Annotated in this window: 25 protein-coding genes and 1 riboswitch; of the genes, 6 read left to right on the forward strand and 19 right to left on the reverse strand. The window is 54.9% G+C overall.

From position 1 onward, the window contains the following. Positions 1-12: 12 nt before the first annotated feature. Complete coding sequence (locus VFU50_05575) at positions 13-537, reverse strand: hypothetical protein (protein HEU5232306.1); 525 nt, start codon at positions 535-537, stop codon at positions 13-15. A 121-nt stretch (positions 538-658) separates the two neighbouring features. On the opposite strand from VFU50_05575, the gene VFU50_05580 reads away from it, so the two are divergent. Further along, positions 659-3,538 carry a tetratricopeptide repeat protein gene (locus tag VFU50_05580; protein HEU5232307.1) on the forward strand — a complete coding sequence of 960 codons (2,880 nt, stop codon included), beginning with the start codon at positions 659-661 and terminating at the stop codon, positions 3,536-3,538. Next, entirely contained in the window at positions 3,538-5,217 is a 1,680-nt protein-coding gene (locus VFU50_05585) for a CRTAC1 family protein (GenBank protein ID HEU5232308.1), read from the forward strand. Before VFU50_05580 ends, VFU50_05585 begins: the two co-directional genes overlap by 1 nt. A 43-nt stretch (positions 5,218-5,260) precedes the next feature. On the opposite strand, the gene VFU50_05590 is transcribed toward VFU50_05585, so the two are convergent. From VFU50_05590 to VFU50_05600, 3 genes are all read right to left on the reverse strand, one after another. Then, positions 5,261-7,012 carry an MBL fold metallo-hydrolase gene (locus tag VFU50_05590; protein HEU5232309.1) on the reverse strand — a complete coding sequence of 584 codons (1,752 nt, stop codon included), beginning with the start codon at positions 7,010-7,012 and terminating at the stop codon, positions 5,261-5,263. A gap of 74 nt (positions 7,013-7,086) precedes the next feature. Continuing rightward, a complete protein-coding gene (locus tag VFU50_05595) occupies positions 7,087-7,299 on the reverse strand; it encodes a hypothetical protein (GenBank protein HEU5232310.1) in 213 nt (70 codons plus the stop codon). Positions 7,300-7,383: 84 nt separating this feature from the next. Continuing rightward, positions 7,384-7,884 carry a hypothetical protein gene (locus VFU50_05600; protein HEU5232311.1) on the reverse strand — a complete coding sequence of 167 codons (501 nt, stop codon included), beginning with the start codon at positions 7,882-7,884 and terminating at the stop codon, positions 7,384-7,386. A 243-nt stretch (positions 7,885-8,127) separates the two neighbouring features. Between VFU50_05600 and VFU50_05605 the strand changes: the two genes are divergently transcribed. Then, a complete protein-coding gene (locus VFU50_05605; protein HEU5232312.1) occupies positions 8,128-9,129 on the forward strand; it encodes a hypothetical protein in 1,002 nt (333 codons plus the stop codon). 200 nt (positions 9,130-9,329) lie between these two features. Here the strand turns inward: VFU50_05605 and VFU50_05610 are convergent, their stop codons facing one another. From VFU50_05610 to VFU50_05630, 5 genes are all read right to left on the reverse strand, one after another. Further along, complete coding sequence (locus VFU50_05610) at positions 9,330-10,232, reverse strand: alpha/beta hydrolase (protein ID HEU5232313.1); 903 nt, start codon at positions 10,230-10,232, stop codon at positions 9,330-9,332. 218 nt (positions 10,233-10,450) lie between these two features. After that, entirely contained in the window at positions 10,451-10,915 is a 465-nt protein-coding gene (locus tag VFU50_05615; protein HEU5232314.1) for an SRPBCC family protein, read from the reverse strand. Then, positions 10,908-11,243, reverse strand: a complete 336-nt coding sequence (locus tag VFU50_05620; protein HEU5232315.1) for a metalloregulator ArsR/SmtB family transcription factor — start codon at positions 11,241-11,243, stop codon at positions 10,908-10,910. The genes VFU50_05615 and VFU50_05620 overlap by 8 nt, the downstream gene beginning before the upstream one ends. Before the next feature lie 415 nt (positions 11,244-11,658). Next, positions 11,659-12,072: a MerR family transcriptional regulator gene (locus tag VFU50_05625; GenBank protein ID HEU5232316.1), complete on the reverse strand. Its 414-nt coding sequence runs from the start codon at positions 12,070-12,072 to the stop codon at positions 11,659-11,661. A gap of 130 nt (positions 12,073-12,202) precedes the next feature. Further along, positions 12,203-12,556, reverse strand: a complete 354-nt coding sequence (locus VFU50_05630; protein ID HEU5232317.1) for a hypothetical protein — start codon at positions 12,554-12,556, stop codon at positions 12,203-12,205. Between the two features lie 269 nt (positions 12,557-12,825). Here VFU50_05630 and VFU50_05635 point away from each other — a divergent pair, with 269 nt between their 5' ends. After that, positions 12,826-14,115: a Glu/Leu/Phe/Val dehydrogenase gene (locus VFU50_05635; protein HEU5232318.1), complete on the forward strand. Its 1,290-nt coding sequence runs from the start codon at positions 12,826-12,828 to the stop codon at positions 14,113-14,115. 112 nt (positions 14,116-14,227) lie between these two features. Here VFU50_05635 and VFU50_05640 read toward each other — a convergent pair whose 3' ends face one another. Together VFU50_05640 and greA are read right to left on the reverse strand one after the other, a co-directional pair. Next, on the reverse strand, positions 14,228-14,929 hold the full coding sequence (locus VFU50_05640; GenBank protein ID HEU5232319.1) for a CDP-alcohol phosphatidyltransferase family protein: 702 nt from the start codon (positions 14,927-14,929) through the stop codon (positions 14,228-14,230). Continuing rightward, the gene (greA, locus tag VFU50_05645) at positions 14,929-15,432 is read right to left on the reverse strand and encodes a transcription elongation factor GreA (GenBank protein HEU5232320.1); all 504 of its coding nucleotides are present in this window, start codon (positions 15,430-15,432) and stop codon (positions 14,929-14,931) included. The genes VFU50_05640 and greA overlap by 1 nt, the downstream gene beginning before the upstream one ends. A gap of 351 nt (positions 15,433-15,783) precedes the next feature. Between greA and VFU50_05650 the strand changes: the two genes are divergently transcribed. Beyond that, the gene (locus VFU50_05650; protein ID HEU5232321.1) at positions 15,784-16,308 is read left to right on the forward strand and encodes a CarD family transcriptional regulator; all 525 of its coding nucleotides are present in this window, start codon (positions 15,784-15,786) and stop codon (positions 16,306-16,308) included. 444 nt (positions 16,309-16,752) lie between these two features. Beyond that, on the forward strand, positions 16,753-17,472 hold the full coding sequence (locus VFU50_05655) for a hypothetical protein (protein ID HEU5232322.1): 720 nt from the start codon (positions 16,753-16,755) through the stop codon (positions 17,470-17,472). A gap of 61 nt (positions 17,473-17,533) precedes the next feature. Here VFU50_05655 and VFU50_05660 read toward each other — a convergent pair whose 3' ends face one another. From VFU50_05660 to VFU50_05695, 8 genes are all read right to left on the reverse strand, one after another. Next, positions 17,534-18,574, reverse strand: coding sequence for an OB-fold nucleic acid binding domain-containing protein (locus VFU50_05660; GenBank protein ID HEU5232323.1), 1,041 nt, complete (start codon positions 18,572-18,574; stop codon positions 17,534-17,536). Positions 18,575-18,800: 226 nt separating this feature from the next. Beyond that, positions 18,801-19,910, reverse strand: coding sequence for a peptidylprolyl isomerase (locus tag VFU50_05665; GenBank protein HEU5232324.1), 1,110 nt, complete (start codon positions 19,908-19,910; stop codon positions 18,801-18,803). 79 nt (positions 19,911-19,989) lie between these two features. Further along, positions 19,990-20,967 carry a matrixin family metalloprotease gene (locus VFU50_05670; protein ID HEU5232325.1) on the reverse strand — a complete coding sequence of 326 codons (978 nt, stop codon included), beginning with the start codon at positions 20,965-20,967 and terminating at the stop codon, positions 19,990-19,992. A gap of 11 nt (positions 20,968-20,978) precedes the next feature. Then, positions 20,979-21,545 (reverse strand): hypothetical protein, encoded by a 567-nt coding sequence (locus VFU50_05675; protein ID HEU5232326.1) that lies wholly within the window; start codon positions 21,543-21,545, stop codon positions 20,979-20,981. Next, a complete protein-coding gene (locus tag VFU50_05680; GenBank protein HEU5232327.1) occupies positions 21,542-22,015 on the reverse strand; it encodes a hypothetical protein in 474 nt (157 codons plus the stop codon). Before VFU50_05680 ends, VFU50_05675 begins: the two co-directional genes overlap by 4 nt. Positions 22,016-22,238: 223 nt before the next feature. After that, on the reverse strand, positions 22,239-22,469 hold the full coding sequence (locus VFU50_05685; protein HEU5232328.1) for a hypothetical protein: 231 nt from the start codon (positions 22,467-22,469) through the stop codon (positions 22,239-22,241). Positions 22,470-22,557: 88 nt separating this feature from the next. After that, positions 22,558-23,550 carry a GTP 3',8-cyclase MoaA gene (gene moaA, locus VFU50_05690; protein ID HEU5232329.1) on the reverse strand — a complete coding sequence of 331 codons (993 nt, stop codon included), beginning with the start codon at positions 23,548-23,550 and terminating at the stop codon, positions 22,558-22,560. Between the two features lie 73 nt (positions 23,551-23,623). After that, a riboswitch (molybdenum cofactor riboswitch) is annotated at positions 23,624-23,765 on the reverse strand. 142 nt (positions 23,766-23,907) lie between these two features. Further along, the gene (locus VFU50_05695) at positions 23,908-24,297 is read right to left on the reverse strand and encodes a helix-hairpin-helix domain-containing protein (protein HEU5232330.1); all 390 of its coding nucleotides are present in this window, start codon (positions 24,295-24,297) and stop codon (positions 23,908-23,910) included. Between the last annotated feature and the right edge of the window lie 139 nt (positions 24,298-24,436).

Raw genomic sequence — 24,436 nt, forward strand, 5'->3', positions numbered from 1 at the left:
AATTGTTCTCGTCTAGTGTCTCCCACGAAGATACTGAGCCTCAAACTTATGCCATTTTGCGATGAGCGCATGCCTCTCGAGAACGTCTCGGAGCTTACCTTGATCGACCTTCTTGAACTCGAGAAACTGCAGGATTCGATTGTAATCTTTGATTCTGCCTGTTTGCAGTGCGATTGCCACCAAATGCTCCGCACTCATCACCCACGTGGATGTTCCCTCTACTTCGACACGAATCGCTCTTGCAACCGCCTCCAGTTCGAGTGGACTCGCTGGCACCAGGAACTGCACTGGCCATTCGGCAACGATGATGTACTCACCGTTGCTCCTGCAGCCTTGCCCTTCCAGGTACTCGTAGATCGGCTTCAAACTTACGAGAGCACCCTTAACCGCGGTTGGAAGCTCGACGAAGATGTCGAGGTCAACGGTTGCAGCAGGTTCAAGGTAGAACGTTGCGGCAACCGCTCCGCCTATGGCGTACCTGCCGATCACGCCGGCGGCCTGCATCGCGTTGATCACTTCCAAGGCAGCTTTGATCACGCCGACATGGTAAATGCACCCTCAAACAGCTCATTCACAATCCATCCCTGACGCCTAATAGAAAAGCACTATCGAGAGAACCTCCAATCTCGTGTAGTTTTCCTTGGGATTTCTCCATCTAATGGCTCGCGTTTCCCCAGGCAGTCTGGCGAAGTACTTTCTTTGGTTTGGCGCGCTCTCCGGCATCTATCTGTACGCATTTCCTGCGCCGAACCTGTTCTACATCGGGCTCTCGTTGGCACACGTCGGGCTTGGGGTGGTGGCCATTGCGGCGGCTCCATTCATTCTGCGCAAACTGCGCGGTCTTGATCGGCTGGCGAAGAGTGGAATCGCGCTGCTCGTGCTCGGAGTTCTCGCCGGCGTTGTGATCATGATTGTGGGCGGAACGCGCCCGCATCTTGTGTACGTCTTCCTGCATGCCGTCCTCTCGTTTGCGGGCGTTCTGTTGCTCCTGGTCAGCTGGTTGCGCGGGAAGAATTGGATTTCTGCAGTGCCGGCGAAACTGGCGGCGCAATGTGCAGCGGTGTTTGCTATTGCCGCACTCATCGGATGGGGAGCGCACTATGCCCGCGTGAATCGCTGGGCCGCATCGACGCCCATCAAGAATCCTGAGATCGCCCCCGGCACCATGGACGGCGAAGGCGACGGTCCGAAAGGCTCATTCTTTCCCAGTTCGGCACAGACTACCGACGGCAAGCTGATTCCGGCCAAATACTTCATGGAGTCGCAGGCTTGCGAGCGCTGCCACAAAGACGTCTACGATCAGTGGAACAGCTCGGCGCATCACTTTTCGTCATTCAACAATCAGTGGTACCGCAAGAGCATCGAGTACATGCAAGGCGTAGTCGGCACCCATCCGTCGAAGTGGTGCGGCGGATGCCACGATCCATCTGTGCTCTACAGCGGCATGATGGATCGGCCGATTAAGGAGATCGTCCACACGCCGGAAGCTAATGCCGGACTTGGCTGTCTGATGTGCCACTCCATCGTGAAGGTGAAGAGCACGATGGGGCAGGCTGACTTCGTTCTGAAATATCCCAAACTGCACGAACTCGCCGCGAGCAAGAATCCTGTCATCCGTTGGCTGCATGACTACTCGGTCTATCTAAATCCCGAGCCGCATCGGCGAGCGTTCTTCAAGCCATTTATGCACGATCAGCACTCGGCGGAGTTCTGCTCGAGCTGCCACAAAGTGCACCTGGACATTCCGGTGAATCATTACCGGTGGATTCGCGGATTCAACGACTATGACAATTGGCAGGCGAGCGGTATCTCCGGACTGGGCGCGCGATCGTTCTACTACCCGCCCAAGCCGCAGCGCTGCCTCGATTGCCATATGCCGCTGGTTGAGTCGACGGACTACGGAACCACCGATGGCAAGCTGCACTCGCATCGCTTCCCTGCGGCTAACACCGCGCTTCCGACCGCGAATCAGGACGAGAAGCAGATGGCGGCCGTTCTCAACTTCTTGAAGAATGGAGTCATCAGCGTCGATATTTTCGCTGTCTCTCCCGAAACGGGAACAGCAAAGAGTGTGGCCAATGTTCCCGGAGGAGAGCTCTCAACCACGTTTGCCGTTGGCGAAGAAGCGGAGCAGAACACAGCTCCAGGCACAGCAACGAACAACGCCGAGCCGTTTGAAGTTACAGCACCTTTGAATAAAGTTCAGCCTGCCTTGCGTCGCGGCGACACCGAGCGCGTCGATGTGGTCGTGCGCACGCGCAAGGTCGGACACTTCTTCCCAGGCGGCACGGTCGATGCCTTCGATGTCTGGCTTGAACTCAAGGCCACCGACGACAAAGGCCAGGTCCTGTTCTGGAGCGGGAAAGTCGAGGACGACGGCAAAGGTCCGGTGGAGAAGAGCGCGCATTTCTACCGCTCGCAGAGCATCGACGACCATGGCAATCCCATCAACAAGCGCAATGCCTGGTCGGCGCGCGCGCTGGTTTACGTAAAGCTGATCCCGCCGGGGGCCGCTGACACAGTCCATTACCGCTTACGAATACCCGAGAACGCCGGCAGCAAGATCAAGCTCGAAGCCAAGCTGAACTATCGCAAGTTCTCCTGGTACTACACGCAGTTTTCGTACGCGGGCGAGAGCACGGGAGGGGCGAGCCAGATGTCGCCCTCGTATGACGATCGCAAAGTATCGTTCGATGGCAGCACAGCTCAAGTCTCGGGCAAGCTGAAGTACATTCCCACTCTCCCAATCACCACAATTGCGGAAGACGAAGTCACGCTGCCGGTGGTCGCGAAGAATGTTCCCAAATCGGAGCCAAAGCGCGTCTACGAGGCACAGGATTGGGAGCGCTGGAACGATTACGGAATCGGTCTTCTATTGCAAGGCGATCTCAAAGGCGCACTCGATGCCTTCCAGGCAGCATCGCAAGCAGATCCCAACAAGGCCGACAGCTTCGTCAACATGGGCCGCGTCTTTGTGCAGGAGGGCGACGACCAGCATGCGGAGCAGGTTCTGGAAAAAGCGCTGGCAATGGACAACAGCCTCGCGCGCACGCACTACTTCTACGCACGCGCTCTGCGCAACGAAGGACGATACGACGAAGCTCTGCAGCATCTGCGTTTCGCCGCGCAGCAATACCCGCAGGATCGGGTAGTGATCGACGACATCGGCCGGATCCTTTTCCTGCAGCACAAATATCAAGACGCCGTCGATGAGCTGAAGAAGACGATCGCCATTGATCCCGAGGACCTGCAGGCGAATTACAATCTCATGCTCTGCTATCGCGGGCTCGGCAACAATCAGCAGGCAGCCGAGTTCGAAAAGCGCTATCTGCGATTCAAGGCCAATGAGGCTGCGCAGGCGCTCACTGGTCCGTATCGGCTTTCGCATCCCGAGGACAACAACGAGCGGCAGGCGATTCACGAGCACGAGAGCGCCCCGCTGGCTCCTCCAACTCGGCAGGTCAAAACCGCGCAAGTGCCCGCACGACCGCGTGTGGCACAATCGCGCTTTCCATCATTTCTTCCTACTGGTCATTGATGAACAGATTTGTCTCCTGCTGTATCGGTATTAGTTTCGCTTTGGGAAGCACCGCCGCTCTGGCCCAACAGGGCGGGTTTACCAATATTACCCAGTCGAGTGGAGTCCACTTCGTCCACAACAGCGGCGCCACTGGCAAGCGCTATCTGCCGGAAACTCTTGGTGCGGGCGTCGCCTTCATCGACTACGACAACGATGGCTACCAGGACATTCTCTTTGCCAACGGAGAAGATTGGCCGGGCGCGCCGAAGCGGCCATCAACGCTGAAGCTGTATCACAACAATCACAACGGCACTTTCACAGATGTGACGCAGAGGTCAGGCCTTGCCGTGAGCATGTACGGCATGGGCATAGCGGTCGGTGATTTCGACAACGACGGATTCGACGATGTTTTCATCAGCGCCGTAGGCCAGAGCCGCTTGTTCCACAACAACGGCAATGGAACGTTTACCGATGTGACGCAAAAGTCCGGACTCGCCGGCGTACAGGAGTTCAGCACCAGCGCGGCGTGGATCGACTACGACCGCGACGGCAAGCTCGATCTAATCGTCGCTAACTACGTGCAATGGTCGCCGAAGCAGGACATCTATTGCAGCATCGACGGCAAGCGCAAGTCGTACTGCACTCCGGAGTCGTACAAAGGCGCCTCGATTCGCGTTTGGCACAACCTGGGCGGTGGCAAATTTGAAGATGCTACCGCGAAGCTAGGATTACTGGACGCAACTTCGAAAACTCTCGGCATAGCCATTCTCGACTACAACAGCGACGGCTGGCCTGATTTTGTTATTTCGAACGACACCCAACCCAACAAGCTCTACGTGAATGAGAAAGGCCAACACTTCTCTGAAGCCGCCGTTACCGCCGGCATTGCCTACAGCGAAGAAGGACTCGCGCGCGCCGGAATGGGAATCGATGCTGCCGACTACGACCACAGCGGAAATCCCAGCATCCTGATTTCAAACTTTTCGAATCAAATGCTGTCGTTGTTCCACAACGAGGGTCACGGACTCTTTGTCGACGCGGCGCCTACTTCCGAGATTGGCCGCGACAGTCTGCTTACGCTCGGCTTCGGCTGCTTCTTCTTCGATTACGACCTCGATGGCTGGCTCGACATTTTCGTCGCAAATGGCCACATCGAAGACCAGATCGAAAACATTCAGAAGCGCGTGCGCTATGCCGAGCCTCCGCATCTGTTTCGCAACGTAGGCAATGGCAAGTTCACCGAAGTTACGCAACAGATGGGAAGCGATTTTGCGCGCCCTCGCGTCGGCCGCGGCGCTGCTTATGCCGATATCGATAACGATGGCGATCTCGATCTGGCGTTTACGACCAACGGTGGTCCGGCGCAACTTTTCCGCAATGAGTCAAAAGGCAGCCACAGCTTGCGCGTGAAGCTGCAGGGCACGAAATCGAATCGCGACGGCATCGGAGCGATTGTGCGCGTGCAGTCCGGCGGCAACAATCAGTGGCTCATGATGCGCAGCGGCTCAAGCTACCTTTCCCAAAGTGAACTCGTGCTTACGTTCGGCCTGGGCAATTCAACGAAAGCTGATGGCGTAGAAATCGAATGGCCGAGTGGCCAACGCGATAGTCTCAGCAACATTGCTGCCGATCAGATCATTACCGTTCAAGAAGCCGCGGGCATAAAGGCGAGTCAGAGGCTAAAGCCGAGGATCTGATGGAAGGCGTGGGGCCGCCTTTTTATTCAGAGGCTGCTTTCGATTACTGCGGGCATTGGCTCTGAGGTTTCCACACTTCAGTTTTAGTCCTCCAAGGTTGCGCAGCATCGTGCAAAACCAGAACGATGGAGTGGCGAGGTTCGGTTCCGCTGGGCTTCAAAATCATCGGTTCGCCACCAGGAACGAAGCCTGTCTCACCAGCGTGAATTACGAATGTTCTATTCGGTGTCCGCAGGCATTGAGCGCCGTGTAGTAGATACCAGGCCTCAGGGCCCGGATGAGTGTGAACCGGAGTGCCCGTCACGGTCGGCGCCTCGATGCTTTCCATATAGCGGGCAAAATATTTCTTCGCAGGTGTAACTGGCAGCGGCCCGATGACGGCAACCCGTTCTCCGCTGGGAGGTTTCCACTCAGCGGGAGCTAGCTCGAATAGCCAAATTTTCCCGAACGACTCAACGACACTTCCAGAGGACGTTCCTTTCGCCTGTGAAGCGGCCGCAGTAGTGGGATAAGTATACAAATGCCAGAACAGAGGGCTGGGCGGCAAACTCTCCAGCGCTTCATTAGCTAGCACATAGCAACCTTCCTCTTGTTTGCGCTCGCTCACCGGTATTGTGCAAGAGCTTGGGCTAGAATTCCCGGTCGAGATCGGATGACCAGAGGGTGTTTCGGAAGGATGTAACTTTGTACCGGACTCACCTGAATTTTGGAGTTCTGTCGTGTTTCCACAGAGGCTCAGAACGTTGCTTGTATGCGAGTCTCCATTGGGTGCGAGGCAGTACCGATCCAGGTCGGCGGGAGCGAACACGGTGCCAGCAAAGTATTTCTTCACGCCGCTCACGTAGGCTGCTTCGTCTGTTTTGTCTGTCGGGTTGTAATGGTATAGCAGGACCGATTTGACTTGCGCCTTGGAGGCAAGCTCTCCAACCCCCTGGGAATCGAGATGTTCGAACTGGAAGTGTGCGCGGAATGTCTTGGTGCGATCAGGTGTTGCATGGGTTCTGGCGGCCATGACATTCACGGTTTGATCCAGATCTTCAGGATCGCGATAGGAGACTTCCGCCAGGAGCACATCAGCGCCTTTTGCCAGCCGAGCCACCGCATCGCTCGGAGCCGTATCTCCGGTGAAAACAATTACACCGTGCGGGGTTTCGACTCGATAGGAAAAAGATTTCAGATGCTTGCGATCTTCCTCCGGCATTAGCGCGTAGTGGGTGTTTTCGGCAGCGATGACGCGAATCTTGTCGTCCTGAAAAATAACGCCTTCATGCTCAATCTCGTGCGCAACAAACGGACTGGTGAATTCTCCGTTCACCACCTGAAAGTCCGAACGATTTTCAGAGGCGAAAGGCCGAACTGTGATGGTGAGATAGCGAAACGCCGCGTCAACAAGCTCTTTCGTTTGTGGCGGGCCATAAATATGAATAGATGGTGTTGAACGGGGCGAACGCAGCCGAAAGTAATCGTTGGCCATTACATCAGCTAGCCCGAGGTCGTGATCGGAATGAAGATGCGTGAAGAAGATTGTCTTGATTTGTTCTGATTGAATGCCCGCCTGCAGCATTCGTCGCATCGTGCCAATTCCGCAATCGATCAGATACTGGCGGCCATCCACCATGAGCAACGTAGAAGGCTCCGAGCGATCGAGGCGCAAGGGAGGGCCACCGGCAGTGCCGAGAAAAAGTATCCGAGTATCGTTCGGCGTTTCGGTAGAGGAGCCAGTCTGACCTGTCGCTAATCCAGCTGCGAACGCTATGACCAAGCCGAATGCGAGAATGCCGAGCCTGCGTCGCATCGCGGGGATTTCGGATGTAGATGCCAGAATTCGGTCAACCTTCTTAATTCGTTTCCCAACGGGTTCCGCCATGTTCATCCATCCAGCAGCGCCTGCTGCCAGCCTGGGTCCGGCGCGCGGCGGCTGAAATAGAACGGTGGTGCGCGCCGTTGATCTTTTTCGTAAGGAGCAACACCCGTCGTGTTGATATACCAATGCAGCAGGCGACGTTCCAACTGATCTTGAAGAGTAGCGGCGCTGCGCTCCCCGTAGATGTTCTCCCGTTCTGTCGGATCCGAATTGCTCATGTCGCTCCCGTAAACTCTTCGTTGCTTCTACAAAACAGGTCTTTCGAATTGCAATTTTCTGTCTCCTCGGTTCTCTTTGACTTCCTAAATCGGTGTGGCCGAAAACGTGCCAGTAGCCGTAAACAACGCGTTTCCTGAAGGGTCCTTCACAGTGCTCTCGAACATCCCTGAAAGGAGTGTGCCGGCGGAATCAAGCGAAACCTGCAAGTGCACGTTGTCGGTTCCGATGTCCTTCCCGTCGGTTGCGCCTTGAAGCAAAAACGTGAAATGGATGTCGAACTGCGCTTCGCCTGTGCGCCTCCAGGCGCCGTGGCCGGGAGTTTCGAGCAAAGCGCCAAAGGGGGTTGCCGGCACAAACAGCCGCCGACTTTCGATCACCGAGCCATCTGGGGTGAACGTAAGCAAATCGGTAAACGGGTCCAGCCCAGGTGGGCTGATCGGCGTAACCGAAGCCTTCCATGAGCCCGCGAGGCGGCCCGGAGTCGATTCCTGACTGAAGCTCGGCCTTGAGATAAGAGAACTAACGACAAAGCCGCAAATCGCGAGTACAACCACACATAGTGTGAAACGTGTTGCTCGTTTCATGTGTCTCTCCTAAATCGAAAAAATTGCGCGAATCCAAAACACGAGTTGCTGATCGCTGAAAGCGACTGCTGATTACTACAGCAGCGATAGAACCACAAGTTTCTCGCGACCATTGATCAGTCACGTCGTGCTCCCGCCCTGGCAATCGATTGATGAGGTGACATTGTAGAAAATCTCGTGCTACAAACAAGGGATTTAAAAGACCCTAAAGTTCCGTTGTGGCAAACTTCCGCGGGCAATCCGATGACGTTGCGCTATCGTCAAATGCGGCCGAACGACGTAGGCAGATGCGTGGACATCCTGGCTGTTCATCCTGTTAACCGCCCGCGCTATGGGTCTGCGATTTCCGAGTTGGGGAAAACCTGGCTCCGACTGCTTGGGAGCGAAGCCTTTACAGCCGTTGTATTTGAGGAATTGCACGGTGATAAATTCGATTTTCTGGGAGCCGGCGTCAGCGTTTTCGTTTCAGACGCTTTCCTGCGCGAAATCAAAACACCGCCATTCTTCTGGATCGGCCCCGAAATAGTTCGCAGGATCTCTCGCGGTGATTCTCCGGTTCTGAGTGACAGGCAATTGCGCGAGGCAAACACGCGCGGGGAACTAAATCTCATCGGCTGGCATGCCGTCACCAGCGTTGAGAATGCGAGGCGGGTGGAGGTCCTCAATTTTGTATTTGGCAGCTTTATCGAACTGCATCGCGGATTTTTCATCAAAGAGCTTATCGGTCAGGCGGACTCTCCGATGGGAGTGGAAGGAATTGCAAACAGCGGCGGCGGCTTCTTCGATGCTGCACTCGGCCGTTTCGTAGATTCCCTTCCGGCCTGCCCGGAACAAATCGTCAACACTCTGCACGTGATGGGCGAGACGCGTGAGATGGCGTTCGCGAAGCCGTGGCTCCTGGGAACTTCACTTTTTTCCTACCAGCGGCCGGTTTTTGCTTTCAGACGAAGCGAGCAGCGACTGTTAGCTGCGGCTTTGCAAGGTGGAACCGATGAAGACTTGGCGAAAGAACTTGGCGTTTCACTCTCTTTTGTGAGGAGGACTTGGCTTTCGATCTATGACCGCGTTGGGGCATGCCTGCCGGAGTTCTTCGCCGAAGACCCAAATGAGAACGGAAGGTCAGGTCGTGGAAAGAGGAAGAAATACCGCCTTCTTGCATACGTTCGTGACCACCCACAAGAGTTGCGTCCGTTATCAAGGAAGCTCCTGTTGACTGGCGGCATGGCTGCCGGCATTGACGGTTAACGAACCGTTGAGCCAGAGAGGAGGAAATATCGCGCCGGGCGGTGCGCAACTGTCCGCATGAGCGAGAAGACGATCAGCTTATGACGGGCAGGAACGTGGGAGAAGTAGTCCTGTCATCGCCAGGAACCGACCGCCGAATGTCGCAGGCTGCGTCCACGATTGCTGTCAAATACGCTGGGCACATCGCGATGATTTGTCATTTATCTGGTTTCACCCGGGTGATAGCCAACGTTGGCAGTAGCCAACGGTAGTTGGTTTTCAGACTTTTCTAGGAAATGTTTAATGACTGGAATCACCCTCTCTGGTTCTGAAGATAAGGCGAAGTGGCTTGCGCTCGGGATCACCGCAAGCTCGGCGTGCGGAATGAGTTTGACGGTTTCAACGGAGTGCTCGATGCGAACAAAATCGTGATCTCCTTGAACAACCAGAAACGGCACTTTAACGGAAGCCAATTCTTCTTTCGAAAAGCCTTTCCACTGAATCTTGCCAACCTTTTCGTAAATCTTGGGCCAATAGTTCGGATCAGGCGCGACTTTCATGTAGCTCTCTCTCTGAAATTGGACGTCTCTAGTCTCAGCAGTTGGAGAATGATCATAGTGCGTCGTCTCAGGATTCAGGGTGGTCGGAGGAGGGGCAAAAGTTGCTGCGTAAGTCACCACACGACGGACAAGTTCGGGATAGCGAATTGCGATCACAGCTGCTGCGTCGCCACCGTAGCTTGCACCAATAAAGTCGGCCTTTGAGATCCCAAGGTATTTCACGAGGCTAACCACGTCTTCGGCGTACTGCTCGATCGAAATGGGACGCTCGGGAATATCTGCCGTGCGACCATTTCCCTGGAGATCGACCGTTATCACGGAATGGTTTTGAACCAGCTCAGGAAAAGATTCCCGCCCAGCAAATCCGAAAGCGGGCGGGATAAAAAGAATCGGATCGCCGCTCCCCTCGATTTGGTAATAAATCTTCAGGCCGTTGACAGGCGCATATCCACGGGTCTTCGTTGTCCTTCCAGCGCGTGAGTCGTTAATAGTTTTCTTTGGTTCCTGGTACATCATTTGTTCCTTGCCCCAATCTATCGGCCCTTCGGTGAAGCCGCGCTCCAATCGTTTTATTAGATCGCTCCATCCGCGAACGAATGCTCATAAGCCTGGACTGCACGGGTTGTGTGTCTGTTCGACGCCATCTTGCTGGGCTTCTCCTGAGCTACAGGGGCGCTTACCGCCACGGACAAAGCAAAGATTGCTGTTCCTAAGAGATAGTTCATGTGCCTCCCTTCTCAACTTGGGTCAACAGATTTTTGCCCGGCTCGTTCAGGTAGCGATCAGCGGGTGCCCTGAGCTGGGTAGGGCTCCTGCAGAGCAATCGAACCGGTCTCCAACAGCGACTTGAGATTCGAGATGATCTTCGGCCAGCCTCCAGACACTGCCTCAATAAATTTCGATGGTTCGCGCTCGATGGCATGGGTGATGGAGAGCTTGACAGCCCCAGCCGTGGGTTCCAGTTCTATGGTGCAGAGCGAGTGGCCTTCGGCCTTGAGTTCGGGCCTTTTTTGGTGCTGCCACCGGATTACTAAGCGTCGTGGCGGCTCGGCCTCTACGATTTCGCCCTCGTCGAAGATCGTCCCGTCCGCGGATACCAACTTCCATGAGGATCCGCGCGTCCAACTGCTTTCACACTGCATGCCGAACCAGTACTGCTTCATGAATTCCACGTCGGTCAGCGCTGACCACAGCTTGTCGGGCGTGGTGCGGATGTAAGTCACGTACAAAAACGTCGATCTAGACATCGGTTTTCTCCAGTCGGTGTTTAAGTTGCGAGAGCGCTCTAAGGCGCGGCTTTTCGAATTTCGCAATCCAGCGCTCGTAGATCTCTTGCAGCGGCACCGGATTGAGGAAGTGCAGCTTTTCGCGACCACGTCGCACGGTCGCGACCAAGTTCGCCGCCTCCAGCACGTCCAAGTGCTGCGTCACGCCCTGCCTCGTCATGTTCAGGTGTTCGCATAACTCGTTAAGGGTGCGGCCGTCGTGCGCGTGCAGCACGTCTAGCAGCTTGCGCCGACTGGGGTCAGCCAGGGCTTTGAACAGCAGATCCGTATCGCGCCGATGGGCAACCATAGGCAAGTAGTTACTTGCATTAAGTATAGGCAAGGAATTACTTGCATGTCAACCCTGCCCTTTGCTCGAGGCAATCTCGTGCCGAAGTCATCTCAGGCCATGAAAGATCAAGCCCGTGAGGATCTGGCGTTGTTGAACCAGCGGTTCGCCCGGCACTGCTCGGATGACCTTTCAACTGATCATTTAAGGATCAGTGAGCGACGTTCGTCCGCGAAATCCCTGATCGGGTTGGAGATGCGTCTGCGACCTTGACGACTTGTTCCCTAATTTATGCCCTGAATCGGGAATGCTAACGAGGAAATCCGCATAACAGCGGGTTGGGTGAGTGCGCCGGGAGTCGAAACCAGAACCTACTGTTTATAGTTCAGGAGTTAGTACGATGAAACCCGGCCGAGGGCGGCCGGCTCCGCGTCTTTTAGCGTCTGGCCGCGAGAATCGCCAGCACTTCCTGCAATCCCTGCTTGAGGGGAAGCAGATCGGAAGGATTGGTGCTCCTGGGTTGAGCAAAGGGCAGGGCGGTTTGCGAGCGATCGCGCTTCGCTTCCGTTTTGAGGAACTGCCGGGCGCCGTTGATGGTGTAGCCCTCTTCGTACAGAAGCTTCTTCACGCGCACGACATTCTCGACATCTTTGCGTCGATACAGTCGTTGGCCGGTATTGCTTTTGGCGGGTTTGAGCTGCGGAAATTCTGTTTCCCAAAAGCGGAGAACGTAGGCTGGCAGCGAGCAAAGCTTCGCGACTTCGCCGATGCGAAAGAAGAGCTTGTCGGGAATCACGATCTCGGTTCCCGATTTCATCGCGCGCGTAGCTGCGGCTCGCTTTGCTCCCACGTGCGCATAGTATGTCGGTTGCGAACGAAGGTCAACTACAAGTAGAGCTATCGGAGCTGTTCCTGTCGAACGGCGAAGCAGAAAAAGAAGCAAATGCAGCTGGACTTCAACGCAGCTATGCGTTTGAGCGCTACTTCTCGACCTCTTCACCGCGGAGTATCTGATTAACCGTATTGTCCAGATCTTCTGGCTCGGGGCTATACAGGTGATGCTCCGCGTCGTGGACCTCGGGACTTATGCGGCACAGTTCGAGAATCTGTGCGCTATCGCAATGCTTGCGCGTAAGGGTTGCCATCTCGCGTTTTGCTTCGCCATCGAGTGAGACACCGAGAATCACAAGGTCGAAATCACCAGACTTGAGAGCGTTGCGGGTCTCGCGGAGGTTTGCAGCAGAGACTACGTCGAAGCTGCGGTTCCGCAACATAATGTGGCGGGTGACACGAAGAGCGTCATTGTCTGAGACAGACAAAATCTTCTTAACCATGGGTCGTGCAGTTGTGACTTGCAGAGTTGTTCGTAATCGTAGCAAAGAATTTCGAAGTTTCAGCCCACTTAAGTGCAAATAATTGTTCGGAGTGACTAGTGGGAAGAACTTAGTTGGGACTCGGAGATGATCGTCTGGTGAATTGGCCGGCGGCGGTGCGATCGATTGAGCAAACGAATTGAGGCGATAATCTATACTGATAGGTTTGCTCAAGCGGCCCAACCGCGCCGCTTGTTCATGTTCTTCAATCCGACCTGACGAGATCATCGATGACGACTGAAACGAAAGAGCACGTGGGGGCGTTTACCGCCGAGCAGGAGTTCAATCCGTGGGAGGCGCAGGCTGCCCGATTCGATTTGGCGGCGCAGAAGCTGAAGCTCGATCCCGGTATCTGGAAGGTGCTGCGCTATCCGAATCGCGAGATCATCGTGCACATTCCGGTGCAGATGGACAACGGCAGCATCGAGGTCTTCACCGGATTCCGGGTACAGCACTCGATCGCGCGCGGTCCCGCGAAAGGCGGCATTCGCTACAGCCCAGACGTGACGCTCGACGAAGTTCGTGCTCTCGCCAGCTGGATGACCTGGAAGTGCGCGGTCGTGAACATTCCGTTCGGCGGCGCCAAAGGCGGAATTATTTGCGATCCCAAGCGCCTTTCCCAAACTGAACTCGAGAAAATCACTCGCCGTTACACCGCGGAGCTCGTGGAATTCATCGGTCCTGAAAAAGATGTTCCTGCTCCGGACATGAACACCAACGAGCAGACCATGGCGTGGATCATGGATACGTACTCCATGCACATGCGGCAGACGGTCACAGCCGTGGTGACGGGCAAGCCGCTGAACATCGGCGGCTCACGCGGCCGGCGAGAGGCGACAGGCCGTGGCCTGATGATCGTGTGCAACGAAGCTCTGCGTAAGTTCGGAATGCAGCCAGAGACAACGCGCATCATCATCCAGGGCTTCGGCAATGTCGGATCCAATGCCGCGAAGCTGATGCACGATGCCGGCTACAAGATCATCGGCATCGGTGAGTACGACGGTGGTCTTTATAACAAGAATGGAATCGACATCGACGCACTGATCACGCATCGCCAGCGGAACGGAACCATTACCGGTTTCAAAGGAGCAGAGGCTGCGAACACGGCCGAACTGCTGATTACCGAGTGCGACATTCTCATTCCTGCAGCAACTGAAAACGTGATCACCAGCCGGAATGCCGGCAAGATGCGAGCGAAGATCATTGCTGAAGGTGCGAATGGTCCAACTACGGCTGTTGCCGACGATATTCTTGCTGACAAAAACATCTTCGTAATTCCCGACATTCTCGCCAATGCCGGCGGCGTCACCGCTTCATACTTCGAGTGGGTTCAGGATCGTCAGGGATTCTTCTGGAAGGAATCAGTTGTTAACGAACAACTGGAAGACATCCTGCGGGAGTCGTTCGAAGAGGTAGTGCGCTATTCGGAGACGCACAACGTGAACAACCGCATCGCCGCGTATATGCTCGCAGTGGATCGCGTGCAGTTCACGATTCGCCAGCGGGGAATCTACGCGTAGTTCTCTAGTGTGTGTGTGTCATTCCGAACGAAGTGAGGAATCCCTACTGTACCCATGCATTCTCGGTTCAGTAGGGATTCCTCGCTTCGCTCGGAATGACAAAGGGAACAGCTTAGAATGCCGGATCTAACGGCGTGGGCCGATTCAGCTTGGCTGCCGGTTCTGCCTTTGATTCCGCAGCTTCTGCCTGGGTCTTGAGTTCCTTTTCGGTAATCGGCTTCATCTGCTGGTAGGTGTACCACATGCGATGAATGACCGTGACAGTAGAGAGCACGGCGATAACCCACAGCACCGGAGCCATGCGATTGAAAAGCGCGCCGATAATGACGAGCACAATGCGCTCGGGGCGCTCGAGGAATCCCACCTTGCAGCTCGGGATCAGCGACTCGGCCCGCGCTCGCGTATAGCTCACCATGACCGAAGTCGTCATGACGATTCCGACGAGGACAACATAGAAGAAGTGATTGGCGCGAGCGTAATAGACGAGCAATCCGAAAAAGAGAGCGATGTCGCTATAGCGGTCGATAACGGAATCGAAGAAAGCTCCGAAGGTCGTGACTTGATGCGTAGCTCGCGCGACGCGACCATCGACCATGTCGAAGATGCCGGCGCCGAGGATGACCAGGCCAGCATAAAGAAAGAAGCGCGGTTGATTGCCGCCGCTTGCATACCCAAATAAGACGGCGGCGATGATATTGATCACGAGCCCAGTAAACGTGAGGATATTCGGAGAGATGTGCGTGAGCGAGAGTCCGCGCACGATCGCATAGAGTAGCTTGCCGCATGCGCGCCCGAACGCTCCCGTCCAAGTCATCAGCGACCACCTGAGGCGCCGTTGCTTTCCGCCGCTTCCTGATCGTGGATCGTCATAAGCTTGAGAATCTCCAGCTCCCGTTTTCCGGTAGGCGTAACCACCTCAACAACATCACCTGGCTTCTTACCCATGAGGCTCTTGCCGATCGGCGACGTGGTCGAAATCTTTCCGCGCGAGACATCTGATTCTTCGCTGGTCACCAGCGTGTATTCGATTTTCTCGTCTTTGGTGGTGTCGTAGACCTCGATTATGGAACCGAAGGCGACACGATCTTTGGGAATATTGCTCAAGTTCACCAACGCCAAGTCGCCCATGCGCTTCTTGAGCTGGCCAAGGCGGGCATTCACGAATTCCTGACGCTGCTTGGCCATGTGGTACTCGGCGTTTTCACTCAGATCGCCGAGGGAAGCAGCCTTCTTGATCTCTTTGGGCAGCTCGTGAGCCAGTTCATGCTCAAGAGCTTTGATTTCTTCCAGGATCTTTCTCTTAACGTGTTCTGGCATGGACCTCGCCGTACCCGTTTTCTCGCGCCAGGAAGGCGCTTCGGGTTTCTCGGATGATATGGGTGCGACCTGGCAATAAATCACCCTCCGCGCGGGAGGGGTGCGCAGCTCGACAGGTTCGAACCGAATTATACTCTCTCGGCTGCGGGTTGCAGCGTAAGCGTCTGCAGCCTGGGATTCAAGGCAAAGGACTTAGCTGGAGTGACACAAGTCGGCAGAGAACTTCGCCGATTGGCGTTCCAAATTGAAACAGAGATCACTGCTCAGTAACGCGGAAAACATTGACTTTATTGCATTTGTGAGCTATCATGGGTTGTAAGTTCGTTCCCCACCTCCCCACCAGGGTCTTTCATGAACCATGATTTCCACATCGGTGACAAGGTCGTATATCCCAACCACGGAGTAGGCGTCGTCGAGCAGATAGGCAGCCGCATGGTCGGCTCGATGATGCAAAAGTATTACGAGCTCCATATAAAGGCCAGCAACCTCAAAGTCACGATTCCTTTCAGCAACGTCGAAGCCGTTGGACTTCGGAAAGTAATCAAGAACGCGGATATCGAAGCCATCCTGGACATCCTGGTCAACAGCAAATGCGAAAACCACCAGGATTGGAAATTCCGGTTTAAAGAAAACTCAGAGAAGATGCGCACCGGCTCTCTGCTGGAGGTCGCATACGTCCTCAAAAGCCTGCTTGTGCTGAACCAGACTAAGGCTCTTTCCTTCCGCGAAAAGAAGATGCTCGAACGGGCGAAGTATCTACTTGTAAGCGAAATGGCTATGGCGAGGAATGTAGAAGAAATCGAGATGGAAAACGTACTTAGCCGGGCATTGGCGAAAGTGAAGCTGAAATTCCCGGAAGTGACTGCTGACGCTTAGCTGACGGTATCCGGTCCTTTAGATATTCCGTTCCTTGCACTTTACTGGGTATCATCCTCGTTAGCGCACCCAATCGCTGCTTATGGGCGTCCCCTTTTTCGCTGTTATTACGCTGTTTTTCGCTGTTCTGTTCGAGAAAATCGCGAAAAATGGGCAATAAACAGCAAAGTCCAAAACGCTACGCTGTTTTTTACGCTGATAATACTCAAACCGACGAGAGTGGCCGCTGACCAAGTCGGCGGGCCTGCTTCGTTGAAAAGCTAGTCCGGCCAGGTCTGGGCGTTGCTGGCCGGAACTCGTTATTCAGCTCTCCCCTGCCAACGCCAGGTCTTCAAGGGCCATCCCACTTTTTAAAGATTCCCAAGTAAGAGAACTGAAGGCTGGCAGATCTGACTACAGCCGGACAGAGTAGGAGAGGTTGTCTCTCCAGGAGGAGCGGAGCTTATGAGAAAAATGCTTAACTTTGCCGTCGCAGGCCTGTTGATTGGCGCACCGGCAATTTACGCGCAGCAGGCGCAACCGCCAGCGCCCCAGCAGGACCAGTCGGTCTATCAACAGCAAAATCAGCAAGACCAGCAGAACAGTCAGAATCCAGACCGCAACTGGAGCAACAATCAGGATCAGGACTGGAACCGCAACCAGCAAGTCCATCGCGATCGAGACCAGAATCGCAACAATAGCCAGGCGGATCAGGATCGCGATCGGGTGAACGACTACAACCAGTACAACAACGGGCAAAACGGAACTTACACCGATCAACAGCGCGACCGAGACCGTACCTACAACAACGGTCAGTACAGTGGACAAAACAACAGCCAATACGACCGTTCGGATCGCGACCGGCAGTATGGAACCGATCAGGATCGCGATCGTGACCGCAATCAATCGGGCGACCGCGAACGCACATATTCGATGCCCCAGAACGATCAATATGGCGCAGAAATGAGCCCAGCGCAGCGCACTGGATGGCGAGATGGAATCGCTGCTGGACGCTCGGACCGCGAAGCGGGGCGGAACTTTTCACCGCGTGCGTCGAGCAGCCAGTTTGAAGGGTCAGGTCAGGATCGCCAGCTCTATCGCCAAGCCTTTCAGCAGGGATATCGCCGCGGCTACTACGGAAATAATGGCAACAGCGCGCCCAGTATCCTCGTTGACCGAAATTGATTAGATCAAAAAGGGGCACGCATTTTTGCGTGCCCCTTTATTGTTGCGATTTCGAAAGCTGCTATTCCGATTCGCCCGCGACCGCCTTCATCACTATCTGCTCCGGCTCGGCTTCCGGAGTTGGCGGGCATGGATTCGCGATTTGGGCGAGAACTCTTTCCGAATTCAGCAGCGTGCGTCCTAAAGAGCCGTTGTAACCGGTCCATTCTGCTTCTGGATCCCGCTCGAAGTGCGCGCGCATGCTTTCCATTTTGGAATCGAGATCGTCAAGGTAGTGAAGCATGAGTGCTTCAGGAAACATCGGCAGCTTCGGCGATCCGAATTCGTACTTGCCATGATGGCTAATGATCAGGTGCTCGATTAACACTTTGAGCTCTGCTGGGAAGTCCGAAACTAACGCGATCTTTTCATGAAGCATTTCCAGCTCAATGATCATGTGTCCAAGGAGCTGGCCTCTGGTCGTGTAGGAGAAAGAGCGCTGATAGTTCAGCTCATAAATCTTGCCGATGTCGTGGAGGAAAGCGCCGGTGAGCAGCAGATCTCGGTTGATCTGCGGATACAGTGACGCGACCGTGTCGCACAGCTTCATGAGGGAAACTACGTGCTCCAGCAATCCGCCTATGAAAGCATGATGCAGTGACTTAGCCGCCGGAGCTTGACGGTAAGCCTCCGCAATTTGTGGATCGCCCATGAAGGCTTCGAGTAGAAGCTTCAACTGCGCATTCTGGAAGCTTGCGACATAACCGCCGACTGTACGCCACAGTTCGTCTATGTCTTTGGTGGTCTTGGGAAGATAGTCGCAGTAATCGACTTCGTTGTCGTCCATCCGGCGCAGCTTGTGGATGGTGAGCTGAAAACGATTCGAATACTTATTGATCAGCCCTTTGATTTTGACGAAGTCATCCTGCTCAAACGCATCAACTGCATCGGCGACGTTGTCCCACATCTTGGCGTCGATCTGGCCGCTGCGGTCGCAGAGAGTCAGCGAAAGATAAATTTCCCCGCTCTTCTTTGGCTTGATTTGTTTTGAAGAGACGAGAAAGTAAGAGGTGATGACCTGATTTTCGTGGGCTGCAGCGTCTTTAACGAAGAACTGCTTCATGGGCCGGGTACCAGAGAACCGATTCTACTGCAGGTGGGGTGACAGGCCATAGAAGTAAAACAGGCAATCAGCAGTCGGCACTCGGCATTCGGTCAAGACACATTGTTCAACTAACAACAGCTGCATGGAGCCAGGTCTCAGGACATTAAAACGATTTCGAATTTTCAGAAAGGCGGAAGCATCCACGGATGAGCCGATTGCTGAATGCCGAGTGCCGACCGCCGTTTTACAGTATCCCCATCTTCTTTTTCTTCTTCAGCTTCTTACCGGTGTTCGTGTCGGCAGCGGTGGTGAAGATTGGTTTGGTCTGATTTGGACTTGCACCGGTGTCGGTATATCCGGCTTTGATGTCAATGTAGGCATCTTCGCGCAGCTTCGTCAGGTAGTTTCGTAGAGCAGGCTGAAGCTTCTCGTAATAGATTGCTTCCTGAATGCGGTTTTCGACCTGCTTCAGCGGCGCGATTCCCGCCTGCGTATGCTCGTTGACTTTCAGGATTACGAAACCTTGTCTCGTGCGGATGACGTCAGACACAGAACCCGGCTTCATGCCGAATGTCAGATCTTCGAGTTCTTTGGCCAGCATGCCGCGCTTGAACATTCCCAGTTCGCCGCCCTGGTCGGCGGTCGGTCCGTCTGAGGATTTTTTCGCTACATCTTCAAACTTTGCTCCGCCTTTGATGCTCGCGAGCAACTGCTTGGCTTTGTCTTCGGCAGCCGTTACCTTCGCCGGATCCTCCGGTGGAGGTGGGACATTCGGATCGATGTTCACGTTCGATGAACCAGTCGAGACAAGAATTTCGGAAAGATCCACCGCTTCGGGCTGCTCCAGCTCAGACTTGTGCTGGTTGTAATAATCCTGAACTTCCTTCTCAGTGATCTGGATCTTCTGCCCGACCTCGTGCTGGATTACCTGTTGCGTGATGATCTGGTTGCGGATGCTTTGTTTGTAGTCTTCGAAGGAGACGCCCTGCTTTTGCGCTTCCTTCTCCAAATCTTCCAGCGTCTCCAGCTTGAGCTGTTTGCGCAGATCATCAAGGCGCTTCACCAGTTCGGTATCGCCGGTAATTCCAAGATCTTTGCCCTTCTGCAGGAGCAGTTGTTGGTCGATCAGGTCGCGAAGGGTATCCTTCTCCTTCTCCTTGGCTCGCGAATCGGTTGCAGGGATGTTCTGCTGCTGCAATTCCTGCTGCAGTTCTTCACGGCTCTTGGCCATATCGGAGCGAGTGATGATCGAATCGTTTACACGAGCAATGATCTCCTCGATTACGGTGTCGGCAGCGAGAGAGACAGAGAGACTGAGGACAGCGATAACACTAAGCAGAGTACGACGGCTCATAGAGGGCTCTCGCCTGATTTTACCGCGAGCTGCCGAGCGTTTCTGCGGGATGGGCTGTTTTCTTTCAGTTCCAAGCCGGCTAGTGCCAGCGTGTAGTGAAGTTGGTCTGGAGAGTCGCCTTGCCCATTGCGGACGAGAAATTCGCCACATCTGCATTGGTCACAGGTCCATCCAACGGTTCGGCTGCAATGGTGTAGCGATCTGGAGGAACTCCGTCGATTTCATAAGTCCCGTCGGGCATAGACAGTGTGCCGATTGGGGTCTTGCGGACGGCGCCTGGATAGCCCGGGCTGTTGGTCGCAGAATCCGCGAAGACATGTGCTCCGAACACTGCCGATCCATCGGTCATCGTTACCTGGCCGGAAATGCTCCCCGTTTCTATGTCGGCGCCTAGTTTTGGATAGAGCATGGAGATTGCGGCCACGTCGTCGGACCCGAGGGTTCTCTCCATCGGCGGAGCGTAAGGAAACATCATCGCTTTCACCACCGCTGAATGATCCAGTCCCAGAAAGTGGCCGATTTCGTGAGTCAAAACCGTCTGTAGATCGCTTCCGCTACTTCCGTCCATGGTGAACGTGACCGCAGGATTGAAGAGGATATCAGCGTCCAGAATCTGACCAGCGAATCGAGATTTACCGCCATGCTTGTCATCAGCTCCGGCTCCGTTTGCTGTGGTCGTAAACGTAACCGCGAGTGTGCCATCGGAGCTGAAGTCAGTGGAGCAGGTGAAACAGATTAGGTTGATCCCGTCGAATGCCGGAGATAAGACTTCCGAATCCGCACCGCGAGTCAGCGCTAGCGCTGTATTGGGAGCCGTGCTCCACGTAGCAAAGGCTGCGGTCACAGTGTCCTGAAGACTGCCTCCGCTTACATTGGCCGCAGTGGCGGGATTGAGGTTCCACTGCACGGGAAAATCGCCGAAATCCCAGCGAGCACGCGTGGTACTGCCCTTTGGTCCTGCATACTGCGACAGGTACGACTTCGCGGACCGCGGTAGCAACAATATTGCTGCGACGGCGAATGCAAGAGCGAATGGAGCCAAACGAAGACACTTCATAGAATCGAACATCACTCCGTAGCCAGATGGCTGCGCACACGGTTCTGCAGCTCGCTGAGACTCATGCGATGTCCCAAATAGGGACGGATGGATTTAGTGGATGGATTGAATTCCTGAACACCTCGGCTGGCGGTCACCGAGCCGTCTTCCAGTCCGTTGTCGGCGACCACCGTTCCCGATGCGCTGCGGCGAATGCGAAAGTCTCCTTGTATGAGCCCGGAGACCACCAGGCCATCGCCGCTCTGAGAGGGGCGCAAGAACAACACCGAGCTTTCGCCTGCACTCCACGGCCGCACTCCAGCAACGTGCTGCGTGTATCCTTCTGCGCTGCCGCCGGGTGTCTTTACCGTGACGGTAGTCCCGGCATTGCCTTTCAGACGGTTATCGACTGCGAACTGTGTGTACGTAACAAGGATGGTGTGCTGCGCGTTCCAGACGGACCAACTCTTAACCGCATGCGCCACGACCACGTCGCTGGAAATATCGGTCAGGCGCTCCACGGACATCGGAAACACAGTCGTTGCATTCAGTGAACTGAAGGAAGCTATGACCGAGAGCAGAACGATCATGCGCATCATGGCTGCACCTCCAGGCCGCCGGCAAATGCCGAAATGTCGTTATTAGTGGCTTTCAAGTAAACAGTCCTTGCGCCCGGGGTTGAAGTGGCGCCGACCACCGCATCAAAGGCGATGCCCGAAGTCCCATCTTTTGCCTGAATGCTGCGGATGTTGCTTACTCCAATGTCCTGCGGCCCTGAAATGCTTACGCCCATTGCCCCCGACAAACCTGGCCCGAAGAGAACAATGGTGTCAGTACTTGCCTGATGAACGACTGCTCCAGTATTGGCAGCAAATCCATCGGCCAGGGTTCCCAGGGCAATGGCATTCTCAGCGCCTGCAGCGGGGGCAACGACGATGTCAATTCCGGAGCTCTTGGCACCGGCGCTCACCGTCACCAAGTTGGCGGTGCTCAAGTCGGAAGGCGACGACCCGCTCGGTGCAGCGGAGGAGGCAGATGGATTGGAAAGTGGGGCAGTGGGAGAGGTCAACGAGCTGCTTGTGAGACCGCGCCCGGCACATCCCTCAAAAATGAGGAGCCCAAGGTAAATCAGAGAGCACCACAGCAGCCGCACCAGCTTACCTCCGAATCATGAAAGATGCTGCTGCTCAGCTACTCCGTTGTATAGAAAGTAACCCTAGCCGGAGCGGCTCTGAGAAGAGTAAGGCGGCGCTTGGTCCGAATTGTTCGGTATTCAGAACAGCAGCTTTTGCTCAGGCCGCTTTTGGGTTGTGAATCTCCAGCCAGCTTTGATCGTTCGCTTCTTCACGCATAGACTGACCGTTGTCTAAGGCCTTGGAAGCCAGGCGAAGGTAACGCCGAATCGTGCCCGTAGGATCCTCGTCCACATCCCGCCGAATGCTCTGTAAGTGGCGGCGCTTTTCGTCGGAAAGTGGTCTATCAGTCTTCCGCCTTCCATATGGTTTGTCGGCACGATAACTCATTAGTAAACAGGGGTACCTTCTTGAGATGGAGCGCAGGTGAGGAATGTTGCACTAGGCCTAGCAGGTGAAGAGGTGCAAGGAACTGCAACTACCCGCCGATATGAACCATGCTGCGAGACGGCTGCATGAACCCCGCTTCTCCGATGTGGTGGCGCGCCTCTTTCTTCTGAATTACCGCTTCAATGTACTCAGCCATGTCATTGTCTGTTCCTCCTCGCTGCATAACCGCGTAGAGATCGTGATCGAAAAGCGAGAAAAGGCATGTGCGAAGCTTGCCGTCAGAGGTGATCCGGATGCGGGAACAATGGCCACAGAAAGGATGGGAAACAGGAGCAATGATGCCGATTTCACCCACACCATCGTCAAACGTATATCGGCGTGCCGTTTCACTCGCAGTATTCGGAGCAAGAGGACGCAGAGATTTCCAGACCGAGATGGTGCGCACAATCTCGTCGAGAGTGACCACGACTTCCGGACTCCACACACGATCCTCTTCCAGCGGCATGAATTCGATGAATCTGACAATCACACCTTCATTGCGGGAGAATTTCGCGAACTCCAGGATCTGATCCTCATTAAATCCGCGCAACAACACACAATTCACTTTCACCGGATCCAGTCCAGCGCGGCGCGAGGCTCGAATGCCGGCCAGTACGCGCTCGTATCCGTCTTTCACGCGCGTGATGCGCGCAAATTTCTCGGGATCAACAGCGTCCATGCTGACCGTGATTCGGTTCAGCCCAGCATCTTTCAGGGGCTGTGCCATTGCGGGAAGCAGGTGGCCATTCGTTGTGATCGCAATGTCGAGTTTGTGGCCGGAAATGGATCGGAGTTCCGAAAGCTGGTGCACGAAATCAACTACACCGCGACGGAGCAGTGGCTCTCCGCCGGTAATGCGAACCTTCTCGATTCCCAGCGATACCAGCACGCGCACCATTCGCAGGTATTCGTCTAGTTTCAAATCGGGATACTGCGCTCCCTCATTACCAGTTCGACAATAGACGCAGCGATAATTGCAGCGATCGGTGATGGAGATGCGGAGGTCCGTAATGGCTCGCCCGAATTTGTCGCGCAGCGGCATGCGAATACAGATGAAAATCGGCAACCGAGGATTCGATTTCGGAGGGAAATAGCGAACGACAACGCCGAGAGTAGACCTGGCGGAGTGGTTTCCTTTCCAAAACGGGAGGCGCAAACGTTTCCCCTTGCACCCTCGACTGGAACGCTGTTCAGCTCCAGCACCGTCGCGTCAGCCAGGTATCCCACAGGTCAGCGCGATCGAAAACCTCTGTGATTAGGGTACATGGAACAGGGGACAGGGTACAGGGTGAAATTCAGAGCCAGTCTTCCTTTGGTCTATTGCTGCCGCAAAAAGCAAAAGGGACGGGAAACACGAGGTGTTCCCAGTCCCCTACAACCTGTTCCCTGTACCCTGTTTTCAGTTCGAAGCGCCGCTGCTCCCTTTCTTGCTTGCTTTCGAAGTGCCGGGGTGATGGGCAATGATTTGGTCCTTGATGCCGTCATAGGTTGACTGCGGAATGATCTTGCGGCGAACCAGATCGTTTTTCGCATTGTATGGACGGCCATCAATGATCTTCTGCGACAGAGCATCGCCGATGCCCGGCAGCTGACTGAGCTCTTCCTTGCTGGCAGTGTTGATATCGAGCCTTGCACTCTTGCTGGTGGAGGCGCTGGTGCTCTTCTTGGACTTCGAGCTGGTGGTTGAGGTCTTGCTTGAGTCACTGGCCGTGCCTGCTGCTTGCGCATAGCCAAAGCTGGCGATCATGAGTAACGCAACGATTAATGTGAGATGTCTTGTAAATTTCATGCGTGTCTCCTCTCCAACGGCGCGCCAGTGTAACAAAATCAGGGCAGCGGGACAAACGCAGGTTAGCGGGACGTCGCGAGAAACAATAGGGCATGCAGATCGCTGTTATCGGATCCGAGCGGGTATTGGCTAATTGCTT

It is taken from the genome of Terriglobales bacterium (genome assembly GCA_035764005.1).
Classification (GTDB): Bacteria; Acidobacteriota; Terriglobia; order Terriglobales; family Acidobacteriaceae; genus Gp1-AA112.

Coding starts and splice junctions, on each gene's coding strand:
- VFU50_05615 (HEU5232314.1), bottom strand. CDS start 10,915: ATGTCTAGATCGACGTTTTTGTACGTGACTTACATCCGCACCACGCCC.
- VFU50_05605 (HEU5232312.1), top strand. CDS start 8,128: ATGACGTTGCGCTATCGTCAAATGCGGCCGAACGACGTAGGCAGATGC.
- VFU50_05655 (HEU5232322.1), top strand. CDS start 16,753: ATGAGAAAAATGCTTAACTTTGCCGTCGCAGGCCTGTTGATTGGCGCA.
- VFU50_05600 (HEU5232311.1), bottom strand. CDS start 7,884: ATGAAACGAGCAACACGTTTCACACTATGTGTGGTTGTACTCGCGATT.
- VFU50_05675 (HEU5232326.1), bottom strand. CDS start 21,545: ATGATGCGCATGATCGTTCTGCTCTCGGTCATAGCTTCCTTCAGTTCA.
- VFU50_05650 (HEU5232321.1), top strand. CDS start 15,784: ATGAACCATGATTTCCACATCGGTGACAAGGTCGTATATCCCAACCAC.
- VFU50_05665 (HEU5232324.1), bottom strand. CDS start 19,910: ATGAGCCGTCGTACTCTGCTTAGTGTTATCGCTGTCCTCAGTCTCTCT.
- VFU50_05595 (HEU5232310.1), bottom strand. CDS start 7,299: ATGAGCAATTCGGATCCGACAGAACGGGAGAACATCTACGGGGAGCGC.
- VFU50_05630 (HEU5232317.1), bottom strand. CDS start 12,556: ATGGTTAAGAAGATTTTGTCTGTCTCAGACAATGACGCTCTTCGTGTC.
- greA (HEU5232320.1), bottom strand. CDS start 15,432: ATGCCAGAACACGTTAAGAGAAAGATCCTGGAAGAAATCAAAGCTCTT.
- VFU50_05590 (HEU5232309.1), bottom strand. CDS start 7,012: ATGCGACGCAGGCTCGGCATTCTCGCATTCGGCTTGGTCATAGCGTTC.
- VFU50_05695 (HEU5232330.1), bottom strand. CDS start 24,297: ATGAAATTTACAAGACATCTCACATTAATCGTTGCGTTACTCATGATC.
- VFU50_05580 (HEU5232307.1), top strand. CDS start 659: ATGGCTCGCGTTTCCCCAGGCAGTCTGGCGAAGTACTTTCTTTGGTTT.
- VFU50_05620 (HEU5232315.1), bottom strand. CDS start 11,243: ATGGTTGCCCATCGGCGCGATACGGATCTGCTGTTCAAAGCCCTGGCT.
- VFU50_05640 (HEU5232319.1), bottom strand. CDS start 14,929: ATGACTTGGACGGGAGCGTTCGGGCGCGCATGCGGCAAGCTACTCTAT.
- VFU50_05635 (HEU5232318.1), top strand. CDS start 12,826: ATGACGACTGAAACGAAAGAGCACGTGGGGGCGTTTACCGCCGAGCAG.
- VFU50_05585 (HEU5232308.1), top strand. CDS start 3,538: ATGAACAGATTTGTCTCCTGCTGTATCGGTATTAGTTTCGCTTTGGGA.
- moaA (HEU5232329.1), bottom strand. CDS start 23,550: ATGCCGCTGCGCGACAAATTCGGGCGAGCCATTACGGACCTCCGCATC.
- VFU50_05660 (HEU5232323.1), bottom strand. CDS start 18,574: ATGAAGCAGTTCTTCGTTAAAGACGCTGCAGCCCACGAAAATCAGGTC.
- VFU50_05685 (HEU5232328.1), bottom strand. CDS start 22,469: ATGAGTTATCGTGCCGACAAACCATATGGAAGGCGGAAGACTGATAGA.
- VFU50_05670 (HEU5232325.1), bottom strand. CDS start 20,967: ATGAAGTGTCTTCGTTTGGCTCCATTCGCTCTTGCATTCGCCGTCGCA.